This window comes from Phenylobacterium sp., from assembly GCF_044358365.1.
In the GTDB taxonomy this organism is placed as follows: domain Bacteria; phylum Pseudomonadota; class Alphaproteobacteria; order Caulobacterales; family Caulobacteraceae; genus Phenylobacterium.
In genome coordinates this window covers 1-24,406 of record NZ_JBIKNZ010000048.1, presented here as the reverse complement: position 1 = coordinate 24,406, position 24,406 = coordinate 1, and the positions used below count along the sequence as shown (strand labels likewise).

Here is a 24,406-nt window from a genome sequence, read left to right as displayed (position 1 = left end):
GTCTGCATCTTCGCCTACAATTCCGGCCCGACGCTGCGCACCTGCCTTGAACACCTGGCCGCCCAGACCTTCCGGGACTTTGAAACCCGGGTGATCGACAACGCCTCGCCGGACCCCGGCGACGCCGAAATCGTAGAGAGCTTTCCCTTTGTCCGACTGATCCGTAACGCGGAGAACCTCGGTTTCTCCGGCGCCGGCAACCAGGCCGCCAGGCTGGCGCGCGGGACATGGTACGTTCTGCTGAACCCCGACGCCTTTGCCCGGCCCGACTGGCTGGCCGAACTGGTGAAGGCATCGGAACGGCATCCGACGATTCACGCCTTCACCTCGGTGCAACTGGCTGAGGATCAACCGGGCTATCTGGATGGCCTTGGCGACGTCATGAGCATCTTCGGTATCCCCTATCGCGGCGGCTACCTCAGCCGTGATGTGGGTCAGGCGCGGGAGGGCGAAGTGTTTTCCCCCTGCGGCGCGGCGATGATGATCGACAGGGCGTTGTTCCAGGAACTCGGCGGCTTCGACGAGGACTTCTTCTGCTATTGCGAGGATGTCGACCTCGGCTACCGACTGCAACTGGCCAATGAGCCGACCCTGCTGGTTCCGGGCGCGGTGGTTGGCCACGTGGGCTCAGCCTCCTCGGGCGGGCGCAAGTCGGAGTTTGCCGTCTTCCACGGAACCCGAAACCGCTTCTGGGTGCTGTTCAAGAATACGCCGGCTCTGTTGCTGCCGCTGGTGGTGCCCCTGCACCTACTGGCGCTCACCGCGATCTATCTGCGGGCTGAGAACCGGCCCCATGCGCGGCTGATCTGGACAGCGGTCAAGGCAGCCTTCGCCGGTGCGCCGAAAATCTTCCGCAGCCGCGCCGTGGTGCAGCGCGGACGGCGCGCCGGCCTGCTTCAGATCGTGCGTGCGCTGACTTGGAACCCCCGGGACCTGTCCGGGCGAAGGGCCGTGATCAAGCCTCTTCGCGCGCCCAGTCGATAAGGCGGCGCATGAACTGCGCGCCGCGCTGCATCTGCGAGATGTCGATGTATTCGTCGGGCTGGTGCGCCTGATCGATGGAGCCGGGGCCGCAGATCACCGTCGAAAACCCCGCCGCCTGAAACTGACCAGCCTCCGCGGCATAGGCGACCACCCGGGGCGGGCCGTTGTCACCGGCCATGCGGCGCGCGAAGGCCTCGGCGACGCCGTCAGGCTCAGGAACAAAGGGCGGCACGTCAGTGCGCATTTCCACCACGACGCCGGCCTCGGGCGCGCGGGCCTTAAGCGCACGATCCATAGCGGCCGCCTCGGCGAGGAATGGCGCGATGATTTCTGCGGGTGACCGCGGGCCCGGCGCGCGCAAGTCGAAGACGAAGCTGCACTCGCGCGCCAGGATGTTGTGCGCCGTGCCCCCCTGCACCATGCCGATGGTCAACGTCGGACCCTTCGGTGTGAACGGGGAGGCGGGATCCGCCTCGTCGATCAGACTTGCCGACAGCCTCGTGAGTGACGCCATCAGTGTCACCGCCTCCATCACCGCCGAGACCCCCAGGTGCGGCTGGCTGGAGTGCACCTCTCGTCCCGTCACGGCCACGTGGAAGGTAGCGATGCCCTTGTGGCCGTTCACCGCCTCCATGCTGGTCGGCTCGCCCACCAGCACCACCGCCGGCGCAGGCAGTTCGCTTCGGATGACCTCAATCAGAAGCGGCGCTCCCAGACAGCCAATCTCCTCGTCGTAGGAAAACGCGAGATGCACGGGTCGCGACAGCTTTGCCGCCGCAAGTTCTGGCGCAGCAGCCAGGGCCAAGGCGATGAACCCCTTCATGTCGCACGTCCCACGCCCGAACAGGCGGTCGCCCTTCTGGGTCAGGGTGAAGGGGTCGGTGCTCCACGGCTGGCCGTCCACCGGCACCACGTCAGTATGGCCGGAAAGCACGACCCCGCCCTCGATCATCGGCCCGATCGAGGCCAACAGGTTCGCCTTGGTCCCGTCGGCGTTGGCGACGCGCCGGTGGGGCACACCCAGACCATCGAGATAGGCCTCGACCCAGGCGATCAGCTCCAGGTTTGAGCCGCGTGACGTGGTGTCGAAGCCCACCAGCGTCTGCAGGATGTCTCGCGCGGCAGGATAGAGATCCGGCGCCATATCTCGGGTCACGCCGCCAGCGCCAGCAGAGGCTTCTGTCGCGCCGCGCGCCAGCCCGGGAAGATACCGCCCAACAGCCCGATGATCAGAGCCAGTGTCACTGCCTGACCGATGATCTCAGGCCCGATCTGAACCCGGAACGCCACCTGGGTGAAGCCGGCGCCCAGGGTCGAGGCTGACAGTCCATTGAAGCCCAGGGCGCAGATGGCCACCCCGAGAAGCGCGCCGATCGCCGATAGCACCATCGCCTCGACCATGGTGCCCATGAAGGCCGAGAAACCGGAGAACCCGATCACCCGCAGCGTTGCGATCTCGGCCGCACGGCTGGAGACGGAGGCGTACATGGTGTTGAGCGCGCCCGCGAGCGCCCCGATGGCCATGATGATGCCCAGTGGCCAGCCGAAATATCTGATCAACAGGCCCGAGCGTTCGGCCTGGGCGGCGTAGTAGGCCAGCTCGCTCTGCGCCTTCAGCTGCAGTCGGGGTTCGGACTTGGCGTAGGCCTCGAAGGCGGGAAGGGCTGCGGGGCTCGTCAGCACGACCCGCGCGGTCTGGAAGGACGTGCCGCGCTTGAACAGACTCTGGACCACCGGCGCATCGGCCCAGAGTTCGGATTCGAACACGGTGCCCGGCGCCTCGAACACACCGACCACGCGCCAGGTCTGGGCGCCAAACCGTACGGACTTGCCCAGCTCAAAGCCTTCGAACTCCCGGAGCAGGCCGGCTCCGACCACGATCTCGTTGGAGCCAGGCGCAAACATGCGGCCCTGGCTGATCTTGGCCTGCTTGCGCACCAGAAGGCCGTTGGCGCCGACACCTCTGAGCGGCATGTTAGCCTTGGTCCGCGACGACTTCTTGATGCCGTCCACCACCAAAAACAGTTCACCAGAGACGATGGGACGCCCGTCCGCCCCGACCTTAACACCCGGCCCCCGGCCCAACAGATCCACCTGTTCGCGCGACAGGGTGCTGTTCAGCTCCGCCTCCGAGCCCTCACGCAGCACGATGGCCACGTCCGGGGCGCCGGAGCCTTTCAGCGTCTGGTTGAAGCCGTTGGCCAGGGACAGGAACCCCAGCAGCACCGCCACCACCAGAGCGATGGACACCACCGTCGCCACTGACATCCACAGGCGTTGGGGAATGGATCGCACGTTCATGGCGATCACCGAGCGGGTCTGGCTCATCAGGCTCATCGTGAGGCTCCCTAACGCCGGTTCAACGCGTCGACGATGCTCATCCGCAACGCCGATGCGGCAGGGATGGCGCCAGTGACCAGGCCAAGCGTGATCGCCAGCAACAATCCGCTAAGGGCGACGATGGGCGCCATCGACAGGTCACCGAAGGTCGACGCCGCCGGGGACTTCGACAGGCCCGCCAGGATGAACGCCGAGACCGCCAGACCGAGCACCGCACCCATGGTCGACAGCAACAGGGCCTCGCCCAGCACCATTCGCAGGACTCGCGGGCTCGAGAACCCAAGAGTCTTCATGACGCCAATTTCCTTGGTCCGCTCGCGCATGGCCGAAACCAGGGTGGTGCTGACGATCATCAAGATCGCGGCGAAGGCCGCGGCCACCACCATGGTGACAATGAAGTTCAGGTCGCCGGCCTGTTTCAGGAAGGCCTGGGCGAAGGTTTTCTCGTCGACCGTAGAGGTTTCATAGGGCGAATTGGCGAACGACGCGTCGATAGCCTTTGCAACCTGGTTGTTCAGGTCCGACGAGGCGGTGCGCACCGCCACATTGCCGATCTGGTCGCGTCCGAAGGTGTTGGTCTCGTTCAGATAGTCGTAGTGGAAATAGAGCGCTGCCGTAGAGTCGGTCGGCTTGGCTCCGGTGAAGATACCGGTGATCTTCATGTCCCAGCTGCGGCGGCCGTCCGGCTTCACATAGATGTTGGAGCTGATCGGCACCGTCTGCCCGACCTTCCAGCCGTACTGATCGGCGATGGACTTGCCGACGATCACGCCGGTGCGCTCGGCGATGAAGGCCTTCCGTTCGGCGTCGGTCAGCCGGATGTCATTGGCGTAAAGGGTCATGTAGGTGGCCGGATCCACGGCAAAGCCCACAAACCGGCTGGCGCGCTGGTCCTGATAGAAGGCGCCGAACCAGCTGGAGTGCGTCACGCCGGTAACGCCCGGGATCGCCGCGATCCGGTTCACATAGGCGATGGGCAAGGGCTGGGTGAAATTGATCTTGTTGGAGACGACCAGTCTTTCAGCCGAGGACCCGCTCTCGGACGCCCGGTTCAGCGCCACGTTGAGGCTGGTGAGCATCCCGAAGATCAGGAACGCCATGAAGATCGAAACGGTCAGCAGGATGGTCCTGAGCGGTTTGCGGAACAGGTTCTTCCGGACCAGGTCAAAGTCGGTCATGCGGTGACCTCCGCGAAGGTTCCCTTGTCGAGATGCAGGGTGCGGTTGGCAAACCGGGCGGCTTCCGGATCGTGGGTGACCATGATGATGGTCTTGCCCAGTTCGCGGTTCAGCTGCTGCAGGGTGCGCAGGATATCGTTGGCGGTGTTGCGGTCGAGGTCCCCGGTGGGCTCGTCCGCCAACAGCAGCTTGGGGTCCGAGACGATGGCGCGCGCGATCGCCACCCGCTGTTGCTGACCGCCTGAGAGCTCCTTGGGCTTGTGCTTCGCGCGGTCGGACAGTTCCACGATCTTCAGCGCCGTCTCGACGTTGTCGCGCCGCTTCCTGGCCGGCAACTTGGTCAGCATCAGTGGCAGTTCCACGTTCTGGGCCGCCGTCAGCACCGGCATGAGATTGTAGAACTGGAAGATGAAGCCCACGCTGCGCGCGCGCCAGGCTGCGAGCTGGCCCTCCGAGTAGCCGTCGATCCGCTCACCGTCGAAAATGATCTGGCCACCATCGCAGCGATCGGTGCCGCCGAGCAGATTGAGAAGCGTGGTCTTGCCAGAACCCGAAGGACCCATGATGGCGACAAAATCACCCTTCTCGATCGTTAGATTCAGGCCGTCAAAGATGGCGATGCCTTCCTTGCCGCGGCGATAGTTCTTGGTGACGTTGTTCAGCTGAATGAGGGCGCTCATCGCGGGGTCCTGCAGGCCGGGGTCAAGTGCGGGGTTCGAGGAAGGTGACCTTCACGGCCATTTCAGGAAGGACCCTGACATCCTTGGAGTCAAAGCCGATCCTCACCCGGACCGTCGCCTTGTCGCGGCTGGCGGTCGGGATCTTGGCGATCACCCGGGCCGGCAAGACCGTATCTGGGAAGGCGTCCAGGATGGCCTCCACCTTCTGACCGGTGGAGACCCGGCCGATATAGGCCTCATTGACGTCCACCTCGATTTCAAGGCTGTCCATATCGACGATGGTGCAGATGCCGGTGCGCGTGAAGCCGCCGCCGGCCGAGAGGGGCGATATGATCTCACCCGGCTGGGCCGCCTTGTCGATGACGATGCCAGAGAAGGGTGCTCGGATCTCATACTTGCCGAGCTGGACCTGGGTGCGGTTGGACTCCGAGCGGGCTACCGTAAGCTGGGCGCGGGACAGATCCTCCTGCGCCGCCGCCACCCGGGCCTTCAGCGCGCTGGCTTGCAGACTGGCCTCGCTGACATAGCCACTCTTGGCCAGCGTCTCGGCGCGCGCCAGATCGCGCTGCGCCTGTAGGTACTGCACCTGTGCCGAATTGAGTGCGGCCTGAGCAGTCAGGGCCCGCGCACGGTTCGAGGCGGCGTCGACGGACGCCAACGACCCGTCCAGAATGGCCAGAACCTGCCCGGCGCGAACCGCCTGGCCCTCCTCGACCCTGACTTCCACCACGCGACCGGTCACCTCGGCGGCGACAGTTGCGCGCGTGCGGGCCACAACATAGCCTGACGCGGTCAACCCGCCGGCGGGTGCCACGACCTTGCCCGGTTCGGCGGTCGCCTGGACCGCCTCGGCCGCCACCGGCTTGGCCTTGGGCGCCGGTTTCAGAAACCATCCAGCGCCACCGCCCACCAGCACGCTACCGGCGATGATCGCCGTCAGGATCAGGGGTGATGGACCGCCAGCAGGCTCGTCATAGCGGGAACGGTCGATGCTGAGCGACTTCAGAAGCTCCGACTTGTCCTCGTTCAAGGTCTCTTGCCCCTCGCCTGCCGCCCACGTGCGCGTCATCCGTTATCTAGTCCGAGAATTGGCGTTTGGGCAGTCCGAATACAACACTGCCGATCTGTGCGAGCAAGGCGCCTGATCTGGAACAACCCTTGCCGTTTGCGGCAAACCCGGTACGCCACGCGGCCGATCGCGGCGTTGAGAGGCCCCTATCCCTGCTGGATGCGCCCCGGTCCGGGCAGCACGTCGATCAGCTCGATCCGGAAGATCAATGGCGCGCCAGGCGGGATCTCGCCGCCGCCGGCGCCCTCTTCGCCGTAGCCGAGGTTCGATGGCACATAGAGCACCCACTCGTCGCCCGGACGCATCAGCTGCAGCGCTTCCTGCCACCCGGGCACCAGGCCCCTGAGCGGCATGGCGGCAGGCTGGCCACGCTCGTAGGAACTGTCGAAGACCTTGCCGTCCTCCAGCTTGCCTTCGTAGTGAACCTTGACCTCGTCAGTCAGTTGCGGCTTCAGGCCGGTGGCGGGTCCTGAACGCACCACCTTGTAGGCGAGCCCGGACGGCAGCAGGACGACACCGGCCTCCTTGCCGACCTTGGCCATGTAGGCCTTGGAAGTTTCGCTCTGGATCCCGGGAACGGATGGGCCGGAGGCGGTGTCCTTGTTTGGCGAGCAGGCGGCGAGCGCCAGCAGCGCGGACAGCAGGACTACATTACGCATCATCAGACTGATCCCTCAAACGACGCGTGGCGGATAGCCGCGATCTCGCAAGGCGTCCATCACCTCATGGGTGTGCTGGCGGTCGCGGGTCTCGATCATCAGATCGAATTCGGCGCCCTTGGCCGGGACGTCGAGGGCCAGGCGGTTGTGGGCCACCTCGATGATGTTGGCGCCCATCTGGCCGATTATGGCCGACACATTTGCCAGCAGCCCCGGACGATCATCGCCGATTATCCGCAGCGATACGATCCGGCTTTCCCGCACCAGTTCGCGCGTCAGCACCGAGGCCAGCAGCCGGGTGTCGATATTGCCGCCGGTGATCACCAGCCCGCACTTCTTGCCGCGGAACTTGTCCGGATAGGCCAGCAGCGCCGCCAGGGAGGCCGCGCCGGCGCCTTCGACCACGGTCTTCTCGACATTGCAGTAGAGCGCAATGCCCCGCTCGAAATAGGGCTCCTCAATAAGCAACACCTCGTCGATCAGCGGACGGGCGACCGAATAGCTGATGTCGCCCACTTCCTTCACCGCGATTCCCTCGGCAATGGTCGAAGCGCTGCCGCTACGGGCCGTGTTGACGCCGCGCATCTTGGCGGTGAATGACGGGAAGATGGCGGGCTCTACGCCCACGATCTGGATTGCTGGACGGATATGCTTGGCTGCTGTCGCCATGCCCGCGATCAGCCCGCCGCCGCCGATTGGGATGGGCATGACCTCCAGGTCGGGTACGTCCTCCAGCATCTCGATGGCCACTGTGCCCTGACCCGCCATTACATCCAGATCATTGAAAGGATGGACATAGGTCAGCTCCCGCTCCGCGCAGAGCCGGTCGGCGGTGGCCGCCGCTTCGTCGAACCCGTCACCATCGATCACCACCTCGGCCCCGTGGGCGCGGGTCTGCTGTACCTTCATGAACGGCGTCGCCTTGGGCATGACGATGGTCACAGGGATGCCCAGCCGGGCGGCGTGATAGGCCAGCCCCTGGCTGTGGTTGCCGGCCGATGCCGCGATCACGCCGCGCTGTCGGACATTCTCCCCCAGCTGCAACAGCTTGTTGAGCGCGCCGCGCTCCTTGTAGGCCGCTGTGAACTGCAGGTTCTCGAACTTGACCCACACCTCGGCCCCGGTGATCTCCGAGAGGGTGCGCGAGCGGCGACAGGGCGTGCGCTCGATATGACCCTTCACCCGCGCATGGGCGGCGAGGATATCGTCAAAGGCGAGGGTCATGAGGGCGGCCGGGTTTTTGAGAAGGCGCGCAACCTAACGAGGGCAAGGCTTCGGGGCAACGTCCCCCGGTCTAGACGGGATCGAACTCTGCCACCATGTGCCCCGGCGCGACCTCGAGAAGCTGCGGCGGCGGTCCGGACCCCAGCCGCGATGGCAGGAAGCGGTAGGCTGTCCTGGGGTCCATTGGACTGGGCGGCTCACCGGTAAGCTTCAGCCGCTGGCGGGTGCGTTCGACCGCGGGGTCAGGGATCGGCGCGGCTGAAAGCAGGGCCTGGGTGTACGGGTGCCGCGGCGCCTGCCAGATGCTTTCGCGGTCGGCCAGCTCCATCACCCGGCCCATGTAGAGCACCAGCACCCGGTGGCTGATCTCACGCACCACCGCCAGGTCGTGGCTTATGAAGATCATCGCCAGGCCCATTTCGGCCTGCAGCTGGATCAGCAGATCGATGATCTGGGCGCGTATCGAGACGTCCAGCGCCGATACCGCCTCATCGCAGATCACCAGCTTGGGTTTCAGGATCATGGCTCGGGCAATACCGACCCTCTGGTTCTGGCCGCCGCTGAGCTCGTGCGGATAGCGGTTGATCAGGTCGGTATCCAGCTCGACCCGTTCCATCATGGTCCGAACCTCGATCTCACGGGCGGCGCGGTTGAGATCCAGCCGGAACGCGGTCAGCGGCTCGGCTATGGACGAGCCCACGGTCATCCGGGGATCAAGACTGGCCAGGGGATCCTGGAAGACAATCTGCAGGTCCTTGCGCGCAGCGCGCATCGCCTCTCGGTCCGCGCCGGTAATATCGCGTCCCATGAGCGTGACCGCACCGCCGGTGGCCGGCAGCAGATTGAGGACGGCGCGGGCCAGGGTGGATTTTCCAGAACCGCTCTCGCCAACGATGCCCAGGGTCTCGCCCTGGCGCACCTCGAAGGACACACCATCAACGGCGCGAAGCACGGAGCCCCTGGTGAACAGCGCGCCCGGAATGGGGAAGTACACTTTCACGTCGCGACCTTCGGCGACCATCGGCGCGTCGGCAGCCAGCGCCGCGATCTCGGGCCGCCCGCCACGATCGGCCCGGTCCAGACGCGGGATCGCCGCCAGCAGGGCCCTGGTGTAGTCGCTCTTGGGGCGACGGAAGATGTCCTCAACCGAGCCAGCTTCGACGTAGGCGCCCGATTTCATCACACAGACCCGGTCTGCGAGGCGGGCGATCACACCCATGTCGTGAGTGATCAGGGCCATGGCCGTGCCGGTGGCGCGTTGCAGTTCCGCCATCAGGTCCAGGATCTCGGCCTGCACCGTCACATCCAGCGCCGTCGTGGGCTCGTCGGCGATCAGCAGTTCCGGTCCGGGCGCCATGGCGGCGGCGATCATCACCCGCTGACGCATCCCGCCCGACAGTTCATGTGGATACTGCCGCATCCGCTCGGCGGAATTCGGAATGCGCACATTGTCCAGCCACTCCCGCGCCCGCTTGTCGGCGTCGGCGCCGCTGAGGCCCAGATGCAGGCGCAGCGGCTCGGCAATCTGCTCCCCGATCCGCACGTGCGGCGTCAGCGCCGTCAGCGGGTCCTGGAAGATCATGGTCATCTTCGAGCCACGCACCTGATTGAGCTGGCGCGGCGACATCGTCAGCAGTTCCTGCCCGTGCAGGTTGGCCGATCCGGAGGCCCGCCCGTTACGCGCCAGAAGACCCATGACCGCCATGAATGTCTGACTCTTGCCGGATCCGCTCTCGCCCACCACGCCCAGAGTCTCACCTCGGCCGATCTCCAGCGACACGCCCCGAACCGCGCTGATCTCGCCATCGTGGGTTTCGAAGTCGACCTTCAGGTCTTGGATAGACAGGACCGCCGCCAATTTCGCCTCGCAAAAAGAGCCAGAGGCAACCTATGGCGGGAATGCAGAAATTTGGAAGCCCGCTGTGTGCGGGCGCGCCTATACTGGCCGCGTGACTGAAACCGCCGCCCTCAAACCCACCCTCTTCCTTGACCGCGACGGTGTGCTCAACGAGGACCAGGGGTATGTCTGCCGTTGGGCGGATTTCCGCTGGATCGCGGGCGCGCGCGAGGCGGTGGCGGATTTCAATCGCGCCGGCTGGCTGGTGATCGTGGTGACCAATCAGTCGGGCGTCGGCCGGGGCTACTACACCGAGGCTGAAGTGCACGAGCTCCACCGCCACATGCAGGCCGATCTCGCAAACTTCGGCGCGCACATCGACGCCTTCTATCACGCCCCCCAGCACCCGGACGCTATTCTGGAGATCTATCGCCACCCCGACCCACCCTTGCGCAAACCCAACCCGGGCATGATCCTGCAGGCTCTGGCGGAGTGGCCCATCGACCGGGAAGCCTCACTGCTGGTGGGCGACAAGGCCTCGGACCTTGAGGCGGCGGCGCGAGCAGGGATCAGAGCGGTACTGTTCGAAGGTGGTGATCTCAGGGCCTTTCTCGGCGCACTTTCCCTGCCTTAGGGGAGGGGCGGTCCCAGCATCGCCTCCAGAGTCGCCAGTTCATCCGCTTCGCCCGGCGGTTTGTCCCAGCGGATGCGGTGGATCCTTGGAAACCGCATGGCCACGCCGGATTTGTGACGGCTCGAACGCTGCAGGCCCTCGAACGCCACCTCGAAAACCAGGCCCGCGTGCGCCTCTGCGCGAACGGACCGAACGGGCCCGAACCGCTCAATCGTATTGTCGCGCACGAACTTGTCGATCTGCTTGAGTTCGTCATCCGTGAATCCGAAGTAGGCCTTGCCCACGGGCGTCAGCGCCCGACCTGCCGCAGCGTCGCCGGTCCAGACTCCGAAGGTATAGTCGGAATAGAAGCTGGAGCGTTTGCCGTGGCCTCGCTGGGCGTACATCAGCACCGCATCCACGAGGAATGGATCACGCTTCCACTTGAACCAGGGGCCTCTGGGCCGACCGGCCTCATAGGCCGAATCCAGCCGCTTCAGCATCAGCCCTTCGGCGATCCGGGGGTCGCCCTCCGGCGGCGCGGCGCGCAGGGCGGCGAGATCTTTCCAGCTGGCGAAAGCCTGCAGCGGCGACAGGTCTATCCGGCCCCCCGTCTGGCGCGCCACAAATGCCTCCAACCGTTGGCGCCGCGCCGAGAACGGCAGTCCGCGGAGGTCGTCGGCGCCCTCCTGCAACAGATCATAGGCGCGGATCGCCGCCGGGAAGGCGGCCATCAGCTTGCCGTCCACGGTCTTGCGGTTCAGCCGCTGCTGCAGGTCGCCGAAACTCGCCACCCGGCCTTCCCGGATCACCAGCAGTTCGCCGTCCAGCACGCCTGGGTCGACCAAGGCGTCCAGCAGGTCGGGAAAGGTGCGCGAGATGTCATCGCCGGTCCGCGTGTAGAGCCGCCGCACGCCGTCCTCGAAAGCGGCCTGGACGCGGATGCCGTCCCACTTCCACTCGGCGGCATAGTGGTCCGGAGCCAGCCGCTCGAAGTCGACCGCCTCATCGAGCGCCTGGGCCAGCATGGCCGGGCGGAACCGCGCGGGGTTGGCCGAGGATGGCTTTTCCGCCCGCCCTTCCAGCCAGGCGAATAGTTCAGCGTAGGGCGGCGTCAGCGCGTGCCACAACTCCTCGACCTCGGCGACCGCCGCGGCGCCGACATCGGCCGTCGCCTGCTTGGCCAACCGGGCCGACAAGCCGATGCGCAGGCCGCCCGTCACCAGCTTGAGTAGCGCCCAGCGCTCGCGCGCCTGCGGCAGGGCGTCCAACCAGGCTTCGATCCGACCCTGGGCTTCGGCCCGCGTGGCGGTGCGCAGACCCTCGATCACCTCCGAAAGCAACGGCTCCCGATTGGCGCCTGCATGCGCCGGCCAGACCAGCGACACAGCCTCTGCCAGGTCGCCCACATAGTCGTAGGACCAGGCGAAAAGTTGCGCGTCCATCCGCGCCTCGACGGCCTTGCGAATGAAGGCGGGCTTCACGGCGTCAAATGTCAGCTCCCCGGTCAGCGTCGCCAGCGCCCAGCCCCGATCCGGGTCCGGCGTGGCCCGCAGATAGTCACGCACCATCGTCATCTTCGCGTTGCGCGAGGACGTAAGGCTCAGGCGGTCCAGGAGGTCAGCAAAGGCGCGCATCTAGTCGTCGTCCTCGTCCTCGTAGCCCACCAGCGCCAGAGCCCGTGCCGGGATACCCTGCAGTTCCGCCCAGCGCGCCAGAGCTTCCTCGCGTCCGTGCGTGATCCAGAGTTCCGCAGGCCGGATCTCGGCCACCGTGGCGGTCAGCTCGTCCCAGTCGGCGTGGTCGGAGATCACCAGGGGCAGCTCCACGCCCCGCTGGCGGGCGCGGGCGCGGATCTGCATCCAGCCGGAGGCAAAGGCGGCCACCGGGTCCGGGAACCGGCGGCTCCAGCGATCCTGGAGCGCGGACGGCGGCGCCACGATGATCTGTCCGGCGAAGTCGGCCTTGGCGCCGCCCGTGGCCGGGGCCAGCGGGCCCAGATCGATGCCGTGACGGCCATAGAGCCCGTTCAACCGCTCCAGCGCGCCGTGTACATAGATCGTCCGGTCCCAGCCCGCCTCGCGCAGCAGCCGGATGATCCGCTGCGCCTTGCCCAGCGCGTAGGCGCCGATCATGTGGCTGCGCTCGGGGAACTGTGTCACAGACCGCAGCAAGCGAGCCACTTCTTCGCCGTCGTCCGGGTGGCGGAAGACCGGCAGGCCAAACGTCGCCTCGGTTATGAAGACATCGCAGGGGACGGGTTCAAACGCCGGACAGGTGGGATCACGCCGGCGCTTGTAGTCGCCCGACACCACCATGGTCAGACCCTTCCACTGCACCACCGCCTGGGCGGAGCCCAAAACATGGCCTGCCGGAACCAGGGTGACGGTCACATCATCGCGCGCCACAGCCCGGCCGTAGGCGGCGGCCTCGGTCGCAATTGCAAAGTCGGCGCCATAGCGTTCCGCCATGATCGCCAGGGTCTCCGGCGTCGCCAGCACGGCGCCGTGTCCGGCCCGGGCGTGGTCGGAATGGCCATGGGTGATGACCGCGCGGCCTACCGGGCGCACCGGGTCGACATAGAAGTCGCCCGGCGGGCAATAGAGCCCCTCGGGCCGGGGGCAGAGCAGATCCTGCGGGCGTATCATCGTCCTCCAATGTAGGCGCTCGGCCCGGCAGGCGCATTGACTTCCGCAGCGACCCGCGCCTTACCCGGATCATCATGGCCGAGACCTACGAAACCGCATCGCCCGGCGACCGCATGACCACTTTCGTCCCCCACGCGGCGGCGCTGGGCATGACGCTGGTGTCCATCGAGAAGGGCACAGGGGTGATGCAAGTCGCCTGGCGGGACGACCTCGTCGGTGATCCCGAAACCGGTGTCATCGCCAGCGGCGTGGTGACGGCCCTTATCGATCATACCTGCGGACTGGCGATCAGCTCGGCAGGCGATGTTCCCGCCACTATCGCCACCCTCGACCTGCGGATCGACTATCTGCGGCCAGCGGGGCCCCGCCTGGGCGTGACGGTTCAGGCCAACTGCTACAAGCTGACCCGCTCAATCGGCTTCGTGCGCGCCCAGGCATGGGATGTCGATCCATCCGATCTGGTCGCCACCGCCCAGGCGTCGTTCATGCTGACCCGGCCCGAATGACATGAGCGAAGAGGCCTTCACGCGGGTGGAAGCGTTCCTTGAGCACGCGCCCTATGCCCGGTTCCTCGGCCTGCGCCTCGAGCTTGCCGGCGACGAGATGACCGCCATCCTACCATTCGCGCCGCATCTGGTCGGCAACCCGATCCTGCCCGCCCTGCATGGCGGGGTGATCGGCGCCTTCATGGAGATGACCGCGCTGGCTCAGCTGTCGCTGGTCCAGCCGGAGCGGCGCATTCCCAAGACCATCGACATCACCATTGAATACCTGCGTCCCGGCCGCGCCCAGGAAACCTACGCCCGCGCCACCCTGCGCAAGATCGGTCGGCGGGTGGCCAATGTTCAGGTCGAGTGCTGGCAGGACAGCCGCGCCCAGCCGGTCGCAGGAATGACGGGGCACTTCCTGTTGCGCGAGCCTGTCCAAGTCTGATCCGGTCATCCCGGCGGGGCTCCGGGGCAAGCCCGTGTCAGGGCTTCGCGGTCAGCGCCGCCCGCTCCTTCCGTACCTCCGCCAGCATCGCCTCCGCCTTGGTGGTCGCCGCCGCATCCTTGCGGTTGCGGGCCTCGATCAGGGCGCCGGTGGCCTCCATCTCGCGCACCGGCAGCAGGTGGGTGTCGTCCGCGGCCACGAAGGGCTTGGTCTGGATCTTGTCGAGGATGGCGCGCTGGCGGGCGGCCTCGGGCGTATCGCCGACGCCATAGCCAAACATGAAGTCAGCGATCTTCTTCTTCAGCGCCGGATCCAGGTCCTTGCGCCAGACAAGCGGATCTTCCGGAATCCGCGGCGAGCGCCAGACGATCTCGACATTGGCGAGGGTGTTTCGCGCCAGATCGGTATCCAGCAAGCGCAACCGGTCCATGGAGGCGGTATTGTTGGTGGCCGCGTCCTGCAGGCCTCCGGACACCGAAAACAGATTGGTCTCGTGGTTGGCCGAGCGCACATTCTTGAAGCAGGTCGCAGGATCAATGTTGCGCGGTGCGAACAGGAAGGTCATGGGCGCCAGGGTGCCGGAGGTGGATTTCGGATCACCCATCCCGAAATTCAGCGTCTTGTCGCACTTGAGAATCCCGTCGAGCGTCACGCCCGAACCCTTCTTGACGATGATCACCGCCTCGTAGCCGTCGATCCCGGAGGGGTTCACCGAGCGGGCGAACACCTCACCATTGGCGCGGCGCACCGCCTCAAGACCGGACTGGTTGGTGAACCATCCCAGGTCTGTCTGTTTGAACCGCATCCCCTCGATCAGGGCGGTGTAGTTGGAGCCGTAGTAGGCCTTCACCGGCTGGCCCAGCGCCTTGGCCATATCCTCGACAAAGGGGGTCCAGTCCTTCTCGGCGCTGGCCTGGCTCTCGGCCGACAGTATCGAGAACACCAATTCCTTTCGGGCCGGCTCCGGGCTCTTGCCGCAGCCGGCGAGGGCCAGGCCCGCCACCAGGGCCAGGGCGATGTTACGGCTCATTTTTCCTCCACCGGCGGCAGCTTCATGGCCACCACCTCGCGAATGGCGCGGTTGATCCCGAAAAGCACGCCGGGCGCACTGCGGTCAAACGTGATCGCCTGACCCTCCACCGCGATCGGGATTGTCCCCACCAGTCTCAGGACGCCGCCACCATTCGGCACGCTCAGCACGTAGAGCTCTGGCCGGTCGTGGCCGGTAACATAGAGGCGCCCATCCGCGCCGAACGCGCCCCCCGATGCGCTTGAGGGCGCCATCCGGGCCAGGACTTCCGGCGGGAAAGTCCAGTGGTTCAGGGCGCGCCACTGATCATCGAAGCGGACCAGGGTCGTGAAAGTATGATCGCGACCGGGCTCCCCGCCACGGCCATCATAGTTGGCGAACCCGGCCCACCAGGATCCGTCCTTGCGATCCACAAAGGTGAGCGAGCCGGGTTGAGGGCCCATTGGAATTGTCCGCACATGCGACAGGGTCTTCGGGTCAAACACCTCGACCTGGCTTTGCATCGGGGTCGCCGGATAGTTGGAGCCGGCGCAGACAAGTTCTGCGCCGATGACGGCGCAGGAGTTCATGTGCGGGAACTTGACCGGATCACCCTTGAAGTGGGCGACCTTCTGGCCTGTCTTGCGGTCATACTTAGCGATCTGCGCGTTATCCACGGCGTAGAGAAAGGCCGCGTCAACCGCCACGCCCTGACGCGCCTCTTCCGCCGGACGCCGCGACAGCACTTCGGCCGGCGCGAATACCAGGGCGGCCGCAAACAGGATCTCAAACACGCTTCAGCTCCGGATTACCGGCCTCGACAACGAAGGCCGCCAGATCGCTCACCGTCGAGGTCGGAACCAGAGCATCGGCGACGGCCCGGAAGGTGACGGTCGCAGCCTTGGGGGTAATCTCGACGCGACCGTAGCCCCGGCTCTCGCCGTCGCCGTACTTCAGGCGCGGGTTGCCCGCCACAAGCCGGTTGATGTCGAGGTTAGGTCGGCCCAGCGAGCTGATCGAGCCGCCGACGAACTCGCTGGCCAACGGCTTGCCGCCGGGTTCCAGCGAGAGTTCGCCCGCAAAGAAACAATGGATGTCACCGCCCAGCACCATGGGGTTGGATACCTTGGCGTCTCGCCAGCCCTCCAGCACCCTGCGGCGCGAGGCCACATAGCCGTCCCAACCGTCATTCCCCACCTTGCCCGGCGCGCTGAACAGCTCACCCATCAGGTACTGTTGCGCCAGCAGGTTCCATTGGGCCGGGGTTGACCGGAAACGGCCCTGCAACCACTGCTCCTGCGGGTCACCCAGCAGTGAGCGGGACGGCTCGGATCGTTCTGGGCAGTCGGCGGGGATGCGCTTGCCGTCCGATACGGCCTCACAGGTGCGGTGATTGCGGTGCTGGCGGGTATCCAGCATCTGAACCTGCGCCAAGCGCCCCCAGTCCAGTGACCGGTAGAGCAACATGTCAGGCCCTACCGGCGTGCGGGTTCGCCGCAGCGGCATGTTCTCGTAGAAGGCCTGATAGGCTGCCGCCCGGCGGTTCAGGAAGGTGGCCGGCGAAGGATTGGTGCGGTCCTGGTCACCGCCGTAGTCATTGGCGACCTCGTGATCATCCCAGGTCACCATCCAGGGCGCCGCCGCGTGTGCGGCCTGAAGGTTTTCATCAGCCTTGTACCAGGCATAGCGCTCGCGATAGCCGGCCAGATCGACGGGTTCGGCGACCGGATGGGCGCGGACGCCCTTGCCCGTGTGGGCCTCCTCATAGATGTAGTCGCCCAGGAAAAGCACCAGATCCGGCTGTTCCGCTGCCAGGGCGGCATGGGCCGAATAGTAGCCCGCCGAATACTTCTGACATGAGGCATAGGCCAGTTTCAGCCGGTCAGCGGCGCCGCCCGCGGCCGGGGCTGTACGGGTGCGACCGATCGGGCTGGCGTGGCCGGCGGCGTTGAACCGATACCAGTACTCCCGCCCGGGACTCAAACCCCGCACTTCGACATGGATCGAATGACCCGCCTCAGCGACGGCCAGGGCCCGGCCACGGGCCACTGTTTGCCGCATGGCCGGATCCGTCGCGACTTCCCAACGCACCGTCACCGGAGCCGGGGTCATTCCGCCCATGGGCTCGCGTGGCTTCGGCGCCAGCCGGGTCCAGAGCACCATGCCGTCTGGCGAAGGTTCGCCAGAGGCGACACCCAGCCCGAACGGGTCATCAGCCATCCGGGTCTGGGCGATGGCCGACGACCAGGCTGCGGGCGTGAGGGCAGCGCCAGCGAGAGCCGCCGCCTGCATCAATAGCTGTCGGCGTGACGACATTCCGCATGACCTTTCGTGACCGGCCAGCATCTTGGACGCGGTCGATGACAGTTGTGTTGCCCGCGCGCGACCTATTCGATCATCACCACCACCTTGCCCATGGCCTTGCGGCTGGCCAGGTGAGTGATGGCGGCCGACGCGTTGGCCAGGGTGAAGCGCTCGGAAACGTAGGGCTTGATCTTGCCGTCGGCATACATCTGCATGAGCTCGGCCACACTGACCTGATGCCGTTCCGGGTTCTTGGTCACCCAGGCGCCCCAGAAAACCCCCACGATCTCGCAGCCCTTCAGCAAGGCCAGGTTCAGCGGGATCTTCGGGATCTCACCGGCGGCGAAGCCCACCACCAGATACTTTCCCTCCCAGGCGATGGAGCGCAGCGCAGGCTCGGCGTAAGCGTCACCGATAGCGTCATAGATCACGTCGGCGCCGTCAGGGCCGCAGGCCTCCTTGAACAGGCCGGCCAGCGCCTTCTGGCCGTCGCGGTCGAAGGGACCCCGGCCATAGACCACACCGGCGTCAGCGCCCCGGCTGATGCAAAGATCGACCTTCTCCTGGCTGGAGCACGCCGCGATCACCCGTGCGCCCATGGCCTTGCCCAGTTCCACCGCCGCAAGGCCAACGCCACCCGCCGCACCCAGCACCAGCATGGTCTGTCCGGGCTTCAGATTGGCCCGGTCCTTGAGCGCATGCCAGCTGGTTCCGTACGTCATGATGAAGGCGGCGGCGTCATCGAAGGGCATACTGTCGGGAATCTTCACCAGGCGGTGAGCTTCCAGCGCCAGCTCCTCGGCCATCCCGCCCCAGCCGGTATTGCCCAGCACCCGGTCGCCTGGCTTCACATGGGTGACGCCCTCGCCCACTGACTTCACCACGCCTGAGATCTCGCCGCCAGGCGAGAACGGGCGGGCGGGTTTGAACTGGTACTTGTCCTCGATGATCAGGGTGTCTGGAAAATTGACGCCCACAGCCTTGACGCTGACCACGGCCCAACCGGGCCTTGCTTCCGGTGAGGGCATCTCATCCAGCACCAGGGTCTCCGGACCGCCAACAGCCTTGCTCAACAGCGCTTTCATGGACATCTCTCCCGTTCAGGTTTGCGCGAACCTAGCTGTCTCGAACGAATGTTTGAAGCGCCATCCCACCTTTCCAGGAGGGTGGCCCAACGAGTGGTTGAGAGGATCTGCCACTTCAAGTGGCGCTCTGATGCGGCTTCACCATGTAAAGTAGAATCTTTCTGGTTCGCCATGAACTTCTGGGCTAACGGCCTTTGGTGCCCACAGCCCTGATCCTATCCTCGTTCGTCGCTGCCTCCCGCATTGGCGGGGCGGCGCAGCAGTATGTGCTGGCGGCGCACAAGATCGATCCTGTACTGGCCCCCACCTCCCTTTTTGGTCGCACGCCGGCCCGTGGCGGACGCGGCGAGGTGACACGGCCAGATGTGTTCCGGCGAATGCTGGGCGACATCGAGGCTGACGCTCTGTTCGGCATGATAGACCTGATCATCACCGGCCATTTCTCCGACGCTGAGCAGGTGGAGATCGCCGCCGGTGTGATTGAACGGGTGCGCACCACCAAGCGCAGCGCAGACTGGGGCCCGCGGCCTCTGGTGCTGGTGGATCCGGTCCTGGGCGATGCCCCTGGAGGCCTCTACGTCCGCCCGGAAGTGGCCAATGCCGTCGAGACCCTGCTGGTGCCTCTGGCAGACTGGATCACCCCGAACCTGTGGGAGCTCGGATTCCTGACCGACCGGCAGATCACGACGGCGGATGAAGCCCGTGACGCCGCGCGATCTCTGGGCAAACCCGCCCTGGTCACCTCTGCGCCCGCACGGCCGGACGAGATCGGCCTGCTCTATGTGGACAAAGAGGAGGCGGTCCTGTTCGCCCATCCCGCCGTGGAGAACCCACCCAAGGGAACGGGCGATCTGGTGACAGCGAGTTTTGGCGCCGGCCTGGTGGAAGGGATGGACCCTCGTGACGCCGCCGAACGCACCGCCCGAGCCGCCGCCGAGATCGTCCGCGCCGCAAGGCTCTGGAAGTCCGCCGAGTTGCCCATCATCGCTATGGCCGACCGGTTGGTGAACCCTACCGCCGACGTCCGGACAGAGGTCCTGTGAGTTTCGAGATCTCGGGCTTCGCCCCGCAGCGCCTGTCTCACGTGAAGGATGTCTTCGCCGCCAGCATCGCCGCAGGCGAGGAACTGGGCGCCCGCTTCACCCTGGTTGAAGCCGGTGAGGTCGTGCTGGACCTCTGGGCCGGCTGGGCGGATCGCCAGCGCACCGTGGCCTGGGACGAGCACACGCTCGCTCCGGTCTTCTCGACCACCAAGGCGCTCGCTGCCCTGATGATCGCGCGGTTGGTGGACCAGGGGAACCTCACCTACAGACAGACCGTCGCCAGCGTCTGGCCGGAATTCGCAGCAGCCGGCAAAGCCTCGGTCACCATCGAGCAGGTGATTTCGCACCAGGCGGGTCTACCGGGCTTCCCCGAGTCAATGGACCCGGCGCTCTGGCTGGACTGGGACGCCATCTGCGGGCGGCTGGCTGCCATGACGCCCATGTGGCAGCCGGGCTCGGCCAGTGGCTACCACCCCGTCACGGTGGGCTACATCACAGGCGAGATCTTCCGGCGCGTCGACGGGCGACCTCTGGCCACAGCATTTCGGGAAGACATCGGCGACCCGTTCGATCTGGACATCTGGATCGGCCTGCCGTCCGGCGTCGAGGCGCGCCTCGCCTATCTCCAGCGCCCCGGGGGCCTGCCCGAGTTCGGCGAGATCAACGCCGCCACCCGCGCCGCCTTCCTGACCCCCTGGTCATCCGCTGCCGGCAAGGCCGGTGACGACTATCGGCGCATGGGCGTGCCCTCCACCAACGGTTACGCCACGGCCGAAGCGCTCGCCCGCCTGATGGGTGGACTGGCCAACGACGGCTGGCTGGAAGGCGGCGAACTGCTGTCGCCCGCCCTGATCGCCGAGGCCTCGCGCGAACGCATTCGTGGCCAGGATCTGGTCCTGCCTTTTGACATGAGCTGGGGGGCCGGCTTCATGCGCAATCCGCCCAACTTCCCGTGGGGACCGGGGCTGAACACCTTCGGCCACGCCGGCTGGGGCGGCGCCTGCGCCTTCGCCGACCCGGAGCACCGGCTGGGCGGCGCCTATGTGATCAACAAGCAAGGCGTCGCGCTCATGGGGGATCTGCGCCCGCGGCGGTTGATCGAAGCGGCCTACGCTGGTCTATGAGGCTGTCGCCGGAGCCCGCGACCGCCGCCACGCGCCCCACGCAAACACCGCCGCGCCGCCCCAGATGAACACGAACGAGGCCGCGCGCACAGGGGTAAAAGCCTCGCCCTGGGACAGGCCGATGCCGAAGCCGATGGTCGGACCCATGAACTGTAGAAAGCCCATGAACGAGAGTGGAATTCGCCGCGCCGCCCACGCGAACAGCATCAGGGGTGTGGCGGTCAGCGGACCGCAGGCCAGCAACCAGGCCGTGGCGGAGACGTCCGCGCCGAAGTTGCCGGCGCCGGAGCCCTGCAACCATATCGCATAGACCAGGCTCGGGCCGGCCAGCAGCAGACACTCGACGAGGAGCCCGGTCTGGGCGTCCGCCGCCACCCGCTTGCGCACGATGGCGTAGCCGCAAAAGGTCAGCGCAAGCACCAGTGAAACCACCGGGAGGTGTCCCAGCGCCAAGGTCTGAATGATGACCCCTATCGCCGCAAGACCGATGGCCAGGGCGCCGAAGCGGTCGATCCGCTCCCCGAAAATCAGGGCGCCCGCCGCCATCGCCAGCAAGGGGTTGATGTAATACCCGAGGCTGGTTTCCAGCACGCGGCCCGAGTTGACGGCCCATATATAGAGCAGCCAGTTGCCGCCGATCAGCGTCGCCGAGAGGGTCAGCCAGCCCATGACGCGCGCATTGCGCAAGACGCTCAGCACCTGCCGGCTCTGGTGTGCGGCCAGCACAAACGCCAGGGCTACCGGTACCGCCCAGATGGTCCGGTGCGCGACGATTTCCCAGGGTGATATGCCCATCCGGCCCATCAGCTGGAAGGCCAGCGGCACAAAGCCCCAGATCAGATAGCAGCCGATCCCCGCCGTCAGAGCCGTGCGAGCCTCAGCCCCCGGCGCAGACGGCGTGGGCACCTACGCCAGCGCTTTCTGGCGGATCAGGCCGCGTTCGTGCAGCAGCTCTGCGATCTGCACGGCGTTGAGCGCCGCGCCCTTGCGCAGGTTGTCGGCCACCACCCAGAGGTTCAGGCCGTTCTCGACGGTCGGGTCCCTGCGGATCCGGCTGACAAACACGGGGTGCTCGCCCTGGGCTTCCTTGGGCGTCATGTAGCCCGTGGAGTCGCGCTTATCGATCACGATCAGGCCGGGCGACTCGCGCAGCAGATCGCGGGCCTCGTCCTCGTCGATCGGGTTGTGGAATTCGATGTTCACCGACTCGGAGTGGCCTACCATTACCGGCACGCGCACACAGGTGACAGTCAGCCTGATGTCGGCGTCGAGGATCTTGTGGGTCTCCTTCCACATCTTCTGTTCTTCATCGGTGTAGCCGTCGTCCTGGAAGGCGCCGATGAAGGGAATGACGTTGAAGGCGATCTGCTTGGGGAACTTGTTCGGCGGCGTCGCCCCCAGCACGAAGACGTTCTTGGTCTGGTCGAACAGTTCATCCATGCCCTCCTTGCCAGCGCCAGAAACCGACTGGTAAGTCGAGACCACCACACGCTTGATCTTGGCTAGGTCATGCAGCGGCTTCAAAGCCACCACCAGCTGGGCGGTCGAGCAGTTGGGGTTGGCGATGATGTTCTTGCGGTTGGCCCACATCACGTCGTCCGGGTTCACCTCCGGCACCACCAGCGGCACATCCGGATCCATCCGGAACGCCGAGGAATTGTCGATCACGATAGGGCCGGCGGCGCCGATCTTCGGAGACCACTCCTTGGAGAAGGTCCCGGACACACTCATCAGGACAAGATCCACCGTCGAGAAGTCGAACTGAGCGATATCCTCGCACTTGACGATCCGGTCGCCGAAAGAGACCTCGACCCCGATGGATTTGCGCGAGGCAATGGCGTGAATCTTGTCCACGGGGAACTTGAGTTCCTCCAGGATGTTCAACATTTCACGGCCCACGTTGCCCGTGGCGCCCACAACGGCGACCCGGTAACCCATTGGATGTCTCCTGGACTTGAGGGAGCGTTCCGTTACGCCGTGCGGCCCCGATGTGCAAGTTGGGCGCTCAACCCTCGCGACCCGTCACTGGCTAGGCCTCGCCGGCCATCGTCAGGATCTCGGCCCATTCGACCGCCGACACCGGCGACACCGAAAGACGGCTCTGCCGCAGCATGGCCATGGCGGCCAGCGCCGGATTGGCTTTCATCTCCGACAGGGTCACATCCCGCCTCAAGGTCCGAAGCGGGGCCAGTTCCACAGCGACGAACCGGCCAGCGGGATCGGATGGGTCCGGAAACGACTCCCGCACCACCTTGGCGAGACCCACCACCGCGAGGCCTTCCTGCGAGTGATAGTAGAGGACCTGATCGTCCACTTTCATGGCGCGCAGATGGAGCGCAGCGGCATTGTTCCTGACGCCGTCCCAAACGGTACGCCCGTCGCGCACCAGATCGCTGAACGCGTACTTCGCAGGCTCGGACTTTACGAGCCAGTAGCTGCGGGTCATGGCGGGGCGATCTCCACGGACGTTGAGCCCAAGGATGTGAGTTTGGCGCCTTCCGCGTCAATGGCGCGTCAGGCAGCCTTGTTTTGGGTGCTGTGATCCCGGATTGCCTTCAGGCCATGGATCAGCACGCACGTCTCCTCGGCATCCGGATTGCTGACCAGCATCAGGCGCCAGGCGCGAAGGTGAACCGCTATGGCCTGACGATCCATACGGATATCCGAAATCAGGCGCTCCAGCAGCATGAACAGGCTAGCGGCGACCTCGCCTGCGCCCGGCGCGCCGGTGTCGGGATATCCGGAAACCACGGCGCGCAGGGCGCTTAGACCCGCCGCGTCAAACCGGTCGCCCAAGACGGCGAACTCCACCTCGGCGGCATCCACAAATGAAAGGCGCTTCTGCGCGGCGGGGTCCATAACCTTCGCAATCCTCAGAGAGTGAGATTCTAAATTGGTGTCGGGGCAGTAACGGCGTTATCCTGACGCCAAGGCCTTAACGACACCCTTACGCTGCAACACAGGGTTGCCGGCCTTGGTTGACCGGAGCTTCGGAACGGGCAGTCTGCAGGGATGGTTTCAGGCCTCAACAATGATGCTGTTAGGTTGCCGGCTGTGAATGCCCGGGCGGCTGCTCATTTTCGTGCGCACCAGCCCGGCGACATGGGCTGGGTCGTCGAGCGTCACGCCACCCTCTACGGCGAGGAATGTGGCTGGGGCGCGAAAATCGAGGCGGTCACCGCTCGCATCGTCGCAGACTTTCTGGATGGGTCTGGCATCGAAGCGGAACGCTGCTGGATCGCCGAACGCGAAGGTCAGCGGTTGGGGTGCGTGTTCCTCGTGGCCGAACCTGACGCATCGGGCGTCGCGCGCTTGCGGCTTTCTACTGCTGGACCCCGCCGCACGAGGTCTCGGTCTTGGCCGGCGGCTGGTGGACGAATGCATCGACTTTGCGCGCGCCGCCGGATATCACGAAGTCGTGCTCTGGACACATGCCGTGCTGCTGGCGGCGCGCGGCATCTACGCCAGTTCAGGCTTCCAGCTTGAAGACACATGGACCCACGATGAGTTCGGATCGCCCGAAGTCAGTGAGACCTGGCGGCTTAAACTCTAGGTGTTCAGTCCCGAGGTCAAGTGGACCGGATCGAGCCGGAAGCGGTGGGGTTCGTTGGCCCAAGCTGTACAGATGGCTTCGTAGGGTGTGAGGCCGCGTAAGGTCTTCAGCCGCCTGGCGAAG

At 65.8% G+C, this 24,406-nt stretch carries 25 protein-coding genes and 1 pseudogene; 7 read left to right on the top strand and 19 right to left on the bottom strand.

Features of this window, described 5'->3' with window-relative positions:
- Window positions 1–984: glycosyltransferase family 2 protein (locus tag ACIQ3B_RS12920; RefSeq protein ID WP_397403184.1), on the top strand; the 984-nt coding region annotated here is incomplete at its 5' end.
- On the opposite strand, the gene argE is transcribed toward ACIQ3B_RS12920, so the two are convergent.
- The 8 genes from argE to ACIQ3B_RS12880 all read right to left on the bottom strand — a co-directional run bounded on the left by argE (window position 956) and on the right by ACIQ3B_RS12880 (window position 9,992).
- Complete coding sequence (gene argE / locus ACIQ3B_RS12915) at window positions 956–2,128, bottom strand: acetylornithine deacetylase (RefSeq protein WP_397403188.1); 1,173 nt, start codon at window positions 2,126–2,128, stop codon at window positions 956–958. The two genes, ACIQ3B_RS12920 and argE, sit on opposite strands and share 29 nt — an antisense overlap.
- 8 nt (window positions 2,129–2,136) lie before the next feature.
- Window positions 2,137–3,321 carry an ABC transporter permease gene (locus ACIQ3B_RS12910; RefSeq protein ID WP_397403182.1) on the bottom strand — a complete coding sequence of 395 codons (1,185 nt, stop codon included), beginning with the start codon at window positions 3,319–3,321 and terminating at the stop codon, window positions 2,137–2,139.
- Between the two features lie 11 nt (window positions 3,322–3,332).
- Window positions 3,333–4,502 (bottom strand): ABC transporter permease, encoded by a 1,170-nt coding sequence (locus tag ACIQ3B_RS12905; RefSeq protein WP_397403180.1) that lies wholly within the window; start codon window positions 4,500–4,502, stop codon window positions 3,333–3,335.
- On the bottom strand, window positions 4,499–5,182 hold the full coding sequence (locus ACIQ3B_RS12900; RefSeq protein ID WP_397403178.1) for an ABC transporter ATP-binding protein: 684 nt from the start codon (window positions 5,180–5,182) through the stop codon (window positions 4,499–4,501). The genes ACIQ3B_RS12905 and ACIQ3B_RS12900 overlap by 4 nt, the downstream gene beginning before the upstream one ends.
- A gap of 22 nt (window positions 5,183–5,204) precedes the next feature.
- On the bottom strand, window positions 5,205–6,251 hold the full coding sequence (locus ACIQ3B_RS12895) for an efflux RND transporter periplasmic adaptor subunit (protein ID WP_397403176.1): 1,047 nt from the start codon (window positions 6,249–6,251) through the stop codon (window positions 5,205–5,207).
- A gap of 146 nt (window positions 6,252–6,397) precedes the next feature.
- Entirely contained in the window at window positions 6,398–6,913 is a 516-nt protein-coding gene (locus tag ACIQ3B_RS12890; protein WP_397403174.1) for an FKBP-type peptidyl-prolyl cis-trans isomerase, read from the bottom strand.
- 12 nt (window positions 6,914–6,925) lie between these two features.
- A complete protein-coding gene (locus tag ACIQ3B_RS12885) occupies window positions 6,926–8,134 on the bottom strand; it encodes a threonine ammonia-lyase (protein ID WP_397403172.1) in 1,209 nt (402 codons plus the stop codon).
- A gap of 70 nt (window positions 8,135–8,204) precedes the next feature.
- Window positions 8,205–9,992 carry a dipeptide ABC transporter ATP-binding protein gene (locus ACIQ3B_RS12880; RefSeq protein WP_397403170.1) on the bottom strand — a complete coding sequence of 596 codons (1,788 nt, stop codon included), beginning with the start codon at window positions 9,990–9,992 and terminating at the stop codon, window positions 8,205–8,207.
- Here ACIQ3B_RS12880 and ACIQ3B_RS12875 point away from each other — a divergent pair.
- Window positions 9,901–10,605 (top strand): D-glycero-alpha-D-manno-heptose-1,7-bisphosphate 7-phosphatase, encoded by a 705-nt coding sequence (locus ACIQ3B_RS12875; RefSeq protein WP_397403186.1) that lies wholly within the window; start codon window positions 9,901–9,903, stop codon window positions 10,603–10,605. The two genes, ACIQ3B_RS12880 and ACIQ3B_RS12875, sit on opposite strands and share 92 nt — an antisense overlap.
- Here the strand turns inward: ACIQ3B_RS12875 and ACIQ3B_RS12870 are convergent.
- A complete protein-coding gene (locus ACIQ3B_RS12870) occupies window positions 10,602–12,221 on the bottom strand; it encodes a cisplatin damage response ATP-dependent DNA ligase (protein WP_397403168.1) in 1,620 nt (539 codons plus the stop codon). The genes ACIQ3B_RS12875 and ACIQ3B_RS12870 overlap by 4 nt on opposite strands.
- Entirely contained in the window at window positions 12,222–13,232 is a 1,011-nt protein-coding gene (locus ACIQ3B_RS12865; RefSeq protein ID WP_397403166.1) for a ligase-associated DNA damage response exonuclease, read from the bottom strand.
- A 74-nt stretch (window positions 13,233–13,306) separates the two neighbouring features.
- On the opposite strand from ACIQ3B_RS12865, the gene ACIQ3B_RS12860 reads away from it, so the two are divergent.
- The gene (locus ACIQ3B_RS12860) at window positions 13,307–13,738 is read left to right on the top strand and encodes a PaaI family thioesterase (protein WP_397403164.1); all 432 of its coding nucleotides are present in this window, start codon (window positions 13,307–13,309) and stop codon (window positions 13,736–13,738) included.
- A 1-nt stretch (window position 13,739) separates the two neighbouring features.
- On the top strand, window positions 13,740–14,165 hold the full coding sequence (locus ACIQ3B_RS12855) for a PaaI family thioesterase (RefSeq protein ID WP_397403163.1): 426 nt from the start codon (window positions 13,740–13,742) through the stop codon (window positions 14,163–14,165).
- Between the two features lie 37 nt (window positions 14,166–14,202).
- Here the strand turns inward: ACIQ3B_RS12855 and phnD are convergent, their stop codons facing one another.
- From phnD to ACIQ3B_RS12835, 4 genes are all read right to left on the bottom strand, one after another.
- Entirely contained in the window at window positions 14,203–15,195 is a 993-nt protein-coding gene (gene phnD, locus ACIQ3B_RS12850) for a phosphate/phosphite/phosphonate ABC transporter substrate-binding protein (protein ID WP_397403161.1), read from the bottom strand.
- The gene (locus ACIQ3B_RS12845; RefSeq protein WP_397403160.1) at window positions 15,192–15,968 is read right to left on the bottom strand and encodes a hypothetical protein; all 777 of its coding nucleotides are present in this window, start codon (window positions 15,966–15,968) and stop codon (window positions 15,192–15,194) included. Before ACIQ3B_RS12845 ends, phnD begins: the two co-directional genes overlap by 4 nt.
- Entirely contained in the window at window positions 15,961–17,490 is a 1,530-nt protein-coding gene (locus ACIQ3B_RS12840) for an alkaline phosphatase D family protein (RefSeq protein ID WP_397403159.1), read from the bottom strand. Before ACIQ3B_RS12840 ends, ACIQ3B_RS12845 begins: the two co-directional genes overlap by 8 nt.
- Before the next feature lie 71 nt (window positions 17,491–17,561).
- Window positions 17,562–18,563 (bottom strand): NADPH:quinone oxidoreductase family protein, encoded by a 1,002-nt coding sequence (locus ACIQ3B_RS12835; RefSeq protein ID WP_397403157.1) that lies wholly within the window; start codon window positions 18,561–18,563, stop codon window positions 17,562–17,564.
- Between the two features lie 197 nt (window positions 18,564–18,760).
- Between ACIQ3B_RS12835 and ACIQ3B_RS12830 the strand changes: the two genes are divergently transcribed.
- Window positions 18,761–19,606 carry a PfkB family carbohydrate kinase gene (locus ACIQ3B_RS12830; RefSeq protein ID WP_397403155.1) on the top strand — a complete coding sequence of 282 codons (846 nt, stop codon included), beginning with the start codon at window positions 18,761–18,763 and terminating at the stop codon, window positions 19,604–19,606.
- Window positions 19,603–20,730: a serine hydrolase domain-containing protein gene (locus ACIQ3B_RS12825; protein WP_397403153.1), complete on the top strand. Its 1,128-nt coding sequence runs from the start codon at window positions 19,603–19,605 to the stop codon at window positions 20,728–20,730. Before ACIQ3B_RS12830 ends, ACIQ3B_RS12825 begins: the two co-directional genes overlap by 4 nt.
- Here ACIQ3B_RS12825 and rarD read toward each other — a convergent pair.
- From rarD to ACIQ3B_RS12805, 4 genes are all read right to left on the bottom strand, one after another.
- Complete coding sequence (gene rarD, locus ACIQ3B_RS12820) at window positions 20,725–21,636, bottom strand: EamA family transporter RarD (RefSeq protein ID WP_397403151.1); 912 nt, start codon at window positions 21,634–21,636, stop codon at window positions 20,725–20,727. The genes ACIQ3B_RS12825 and rarD overlap by 6 nt on opposite strands.
- Window positions 21,637–22,668 carry an aspartate-semialdehyde dehydrogenase gene (locus ACIQ3B_RS12815; RefSeq protein WP_397403149.1) on the bottom strand — a complete coding sequence of 344 codons (1,032 nt, stop codon included), beginning with the start codon at window positions 22,666–22,668 and terminating at the stop codon, window positions 21,637–21,639.
- Between the two features lie 91 nt (window positions 22,669–22,759).
- Window positions 22,760–23,176: an EVE domain-containing protein gene (locus ACIQ3B_RS12810; protein ID WP_397403147.1), complete on the bottom strand. Its 417-nt coding sequence runs from the start codon at window positions 23,174–23,176 to the stop codon at window positions 22,760–22,762.
- A 68-nt stretch (window positions 23,177–23,244) separates the two neighbouring features.
- The gene (locus ACIQ3B_RS12805; protein WP_397403145.1) at window positions 23,245–23,589 is read right to left on the bottom strand and encodes a hypothetical protein; all 345 of its coding nucleotides are present in this window, start codon (window positions 23,587–23,589) and stop codon (window positions 23,245–23,247) included.
- Window positions 23,590–23,788: 199 nt separating this feature from the next.
- On the opposite strand from ACIQ3B_RS12805, the gene ACIQ3B_RS12800 reads away from it, so the two are divergent.
- A complete protein-coding gene (locus ACIQ3B_RS12800; protein ID WP_397403143.1) occupies window positions 23,789–24,283 on the top strand; it encodes a GNAT family N-acetyltransferase in 495 nt (164 codons plus the stop codon).
- On the opposite strand, the pseudogene ACIQ3B_RS12795 reads toward ACIQ3B_RS12800, so the two are convergent.
- Window positions 24,280–24,406 (bottom strand): annotated as a pseudogene (locus ACIQ3B_RS12795) (IS481 family transposase); the annotation flags it as partial. The gene ACIQ3B_RS12800 and the pseudogene ACIQ3B_RS12795 overlap by 4 nt on opposite strands.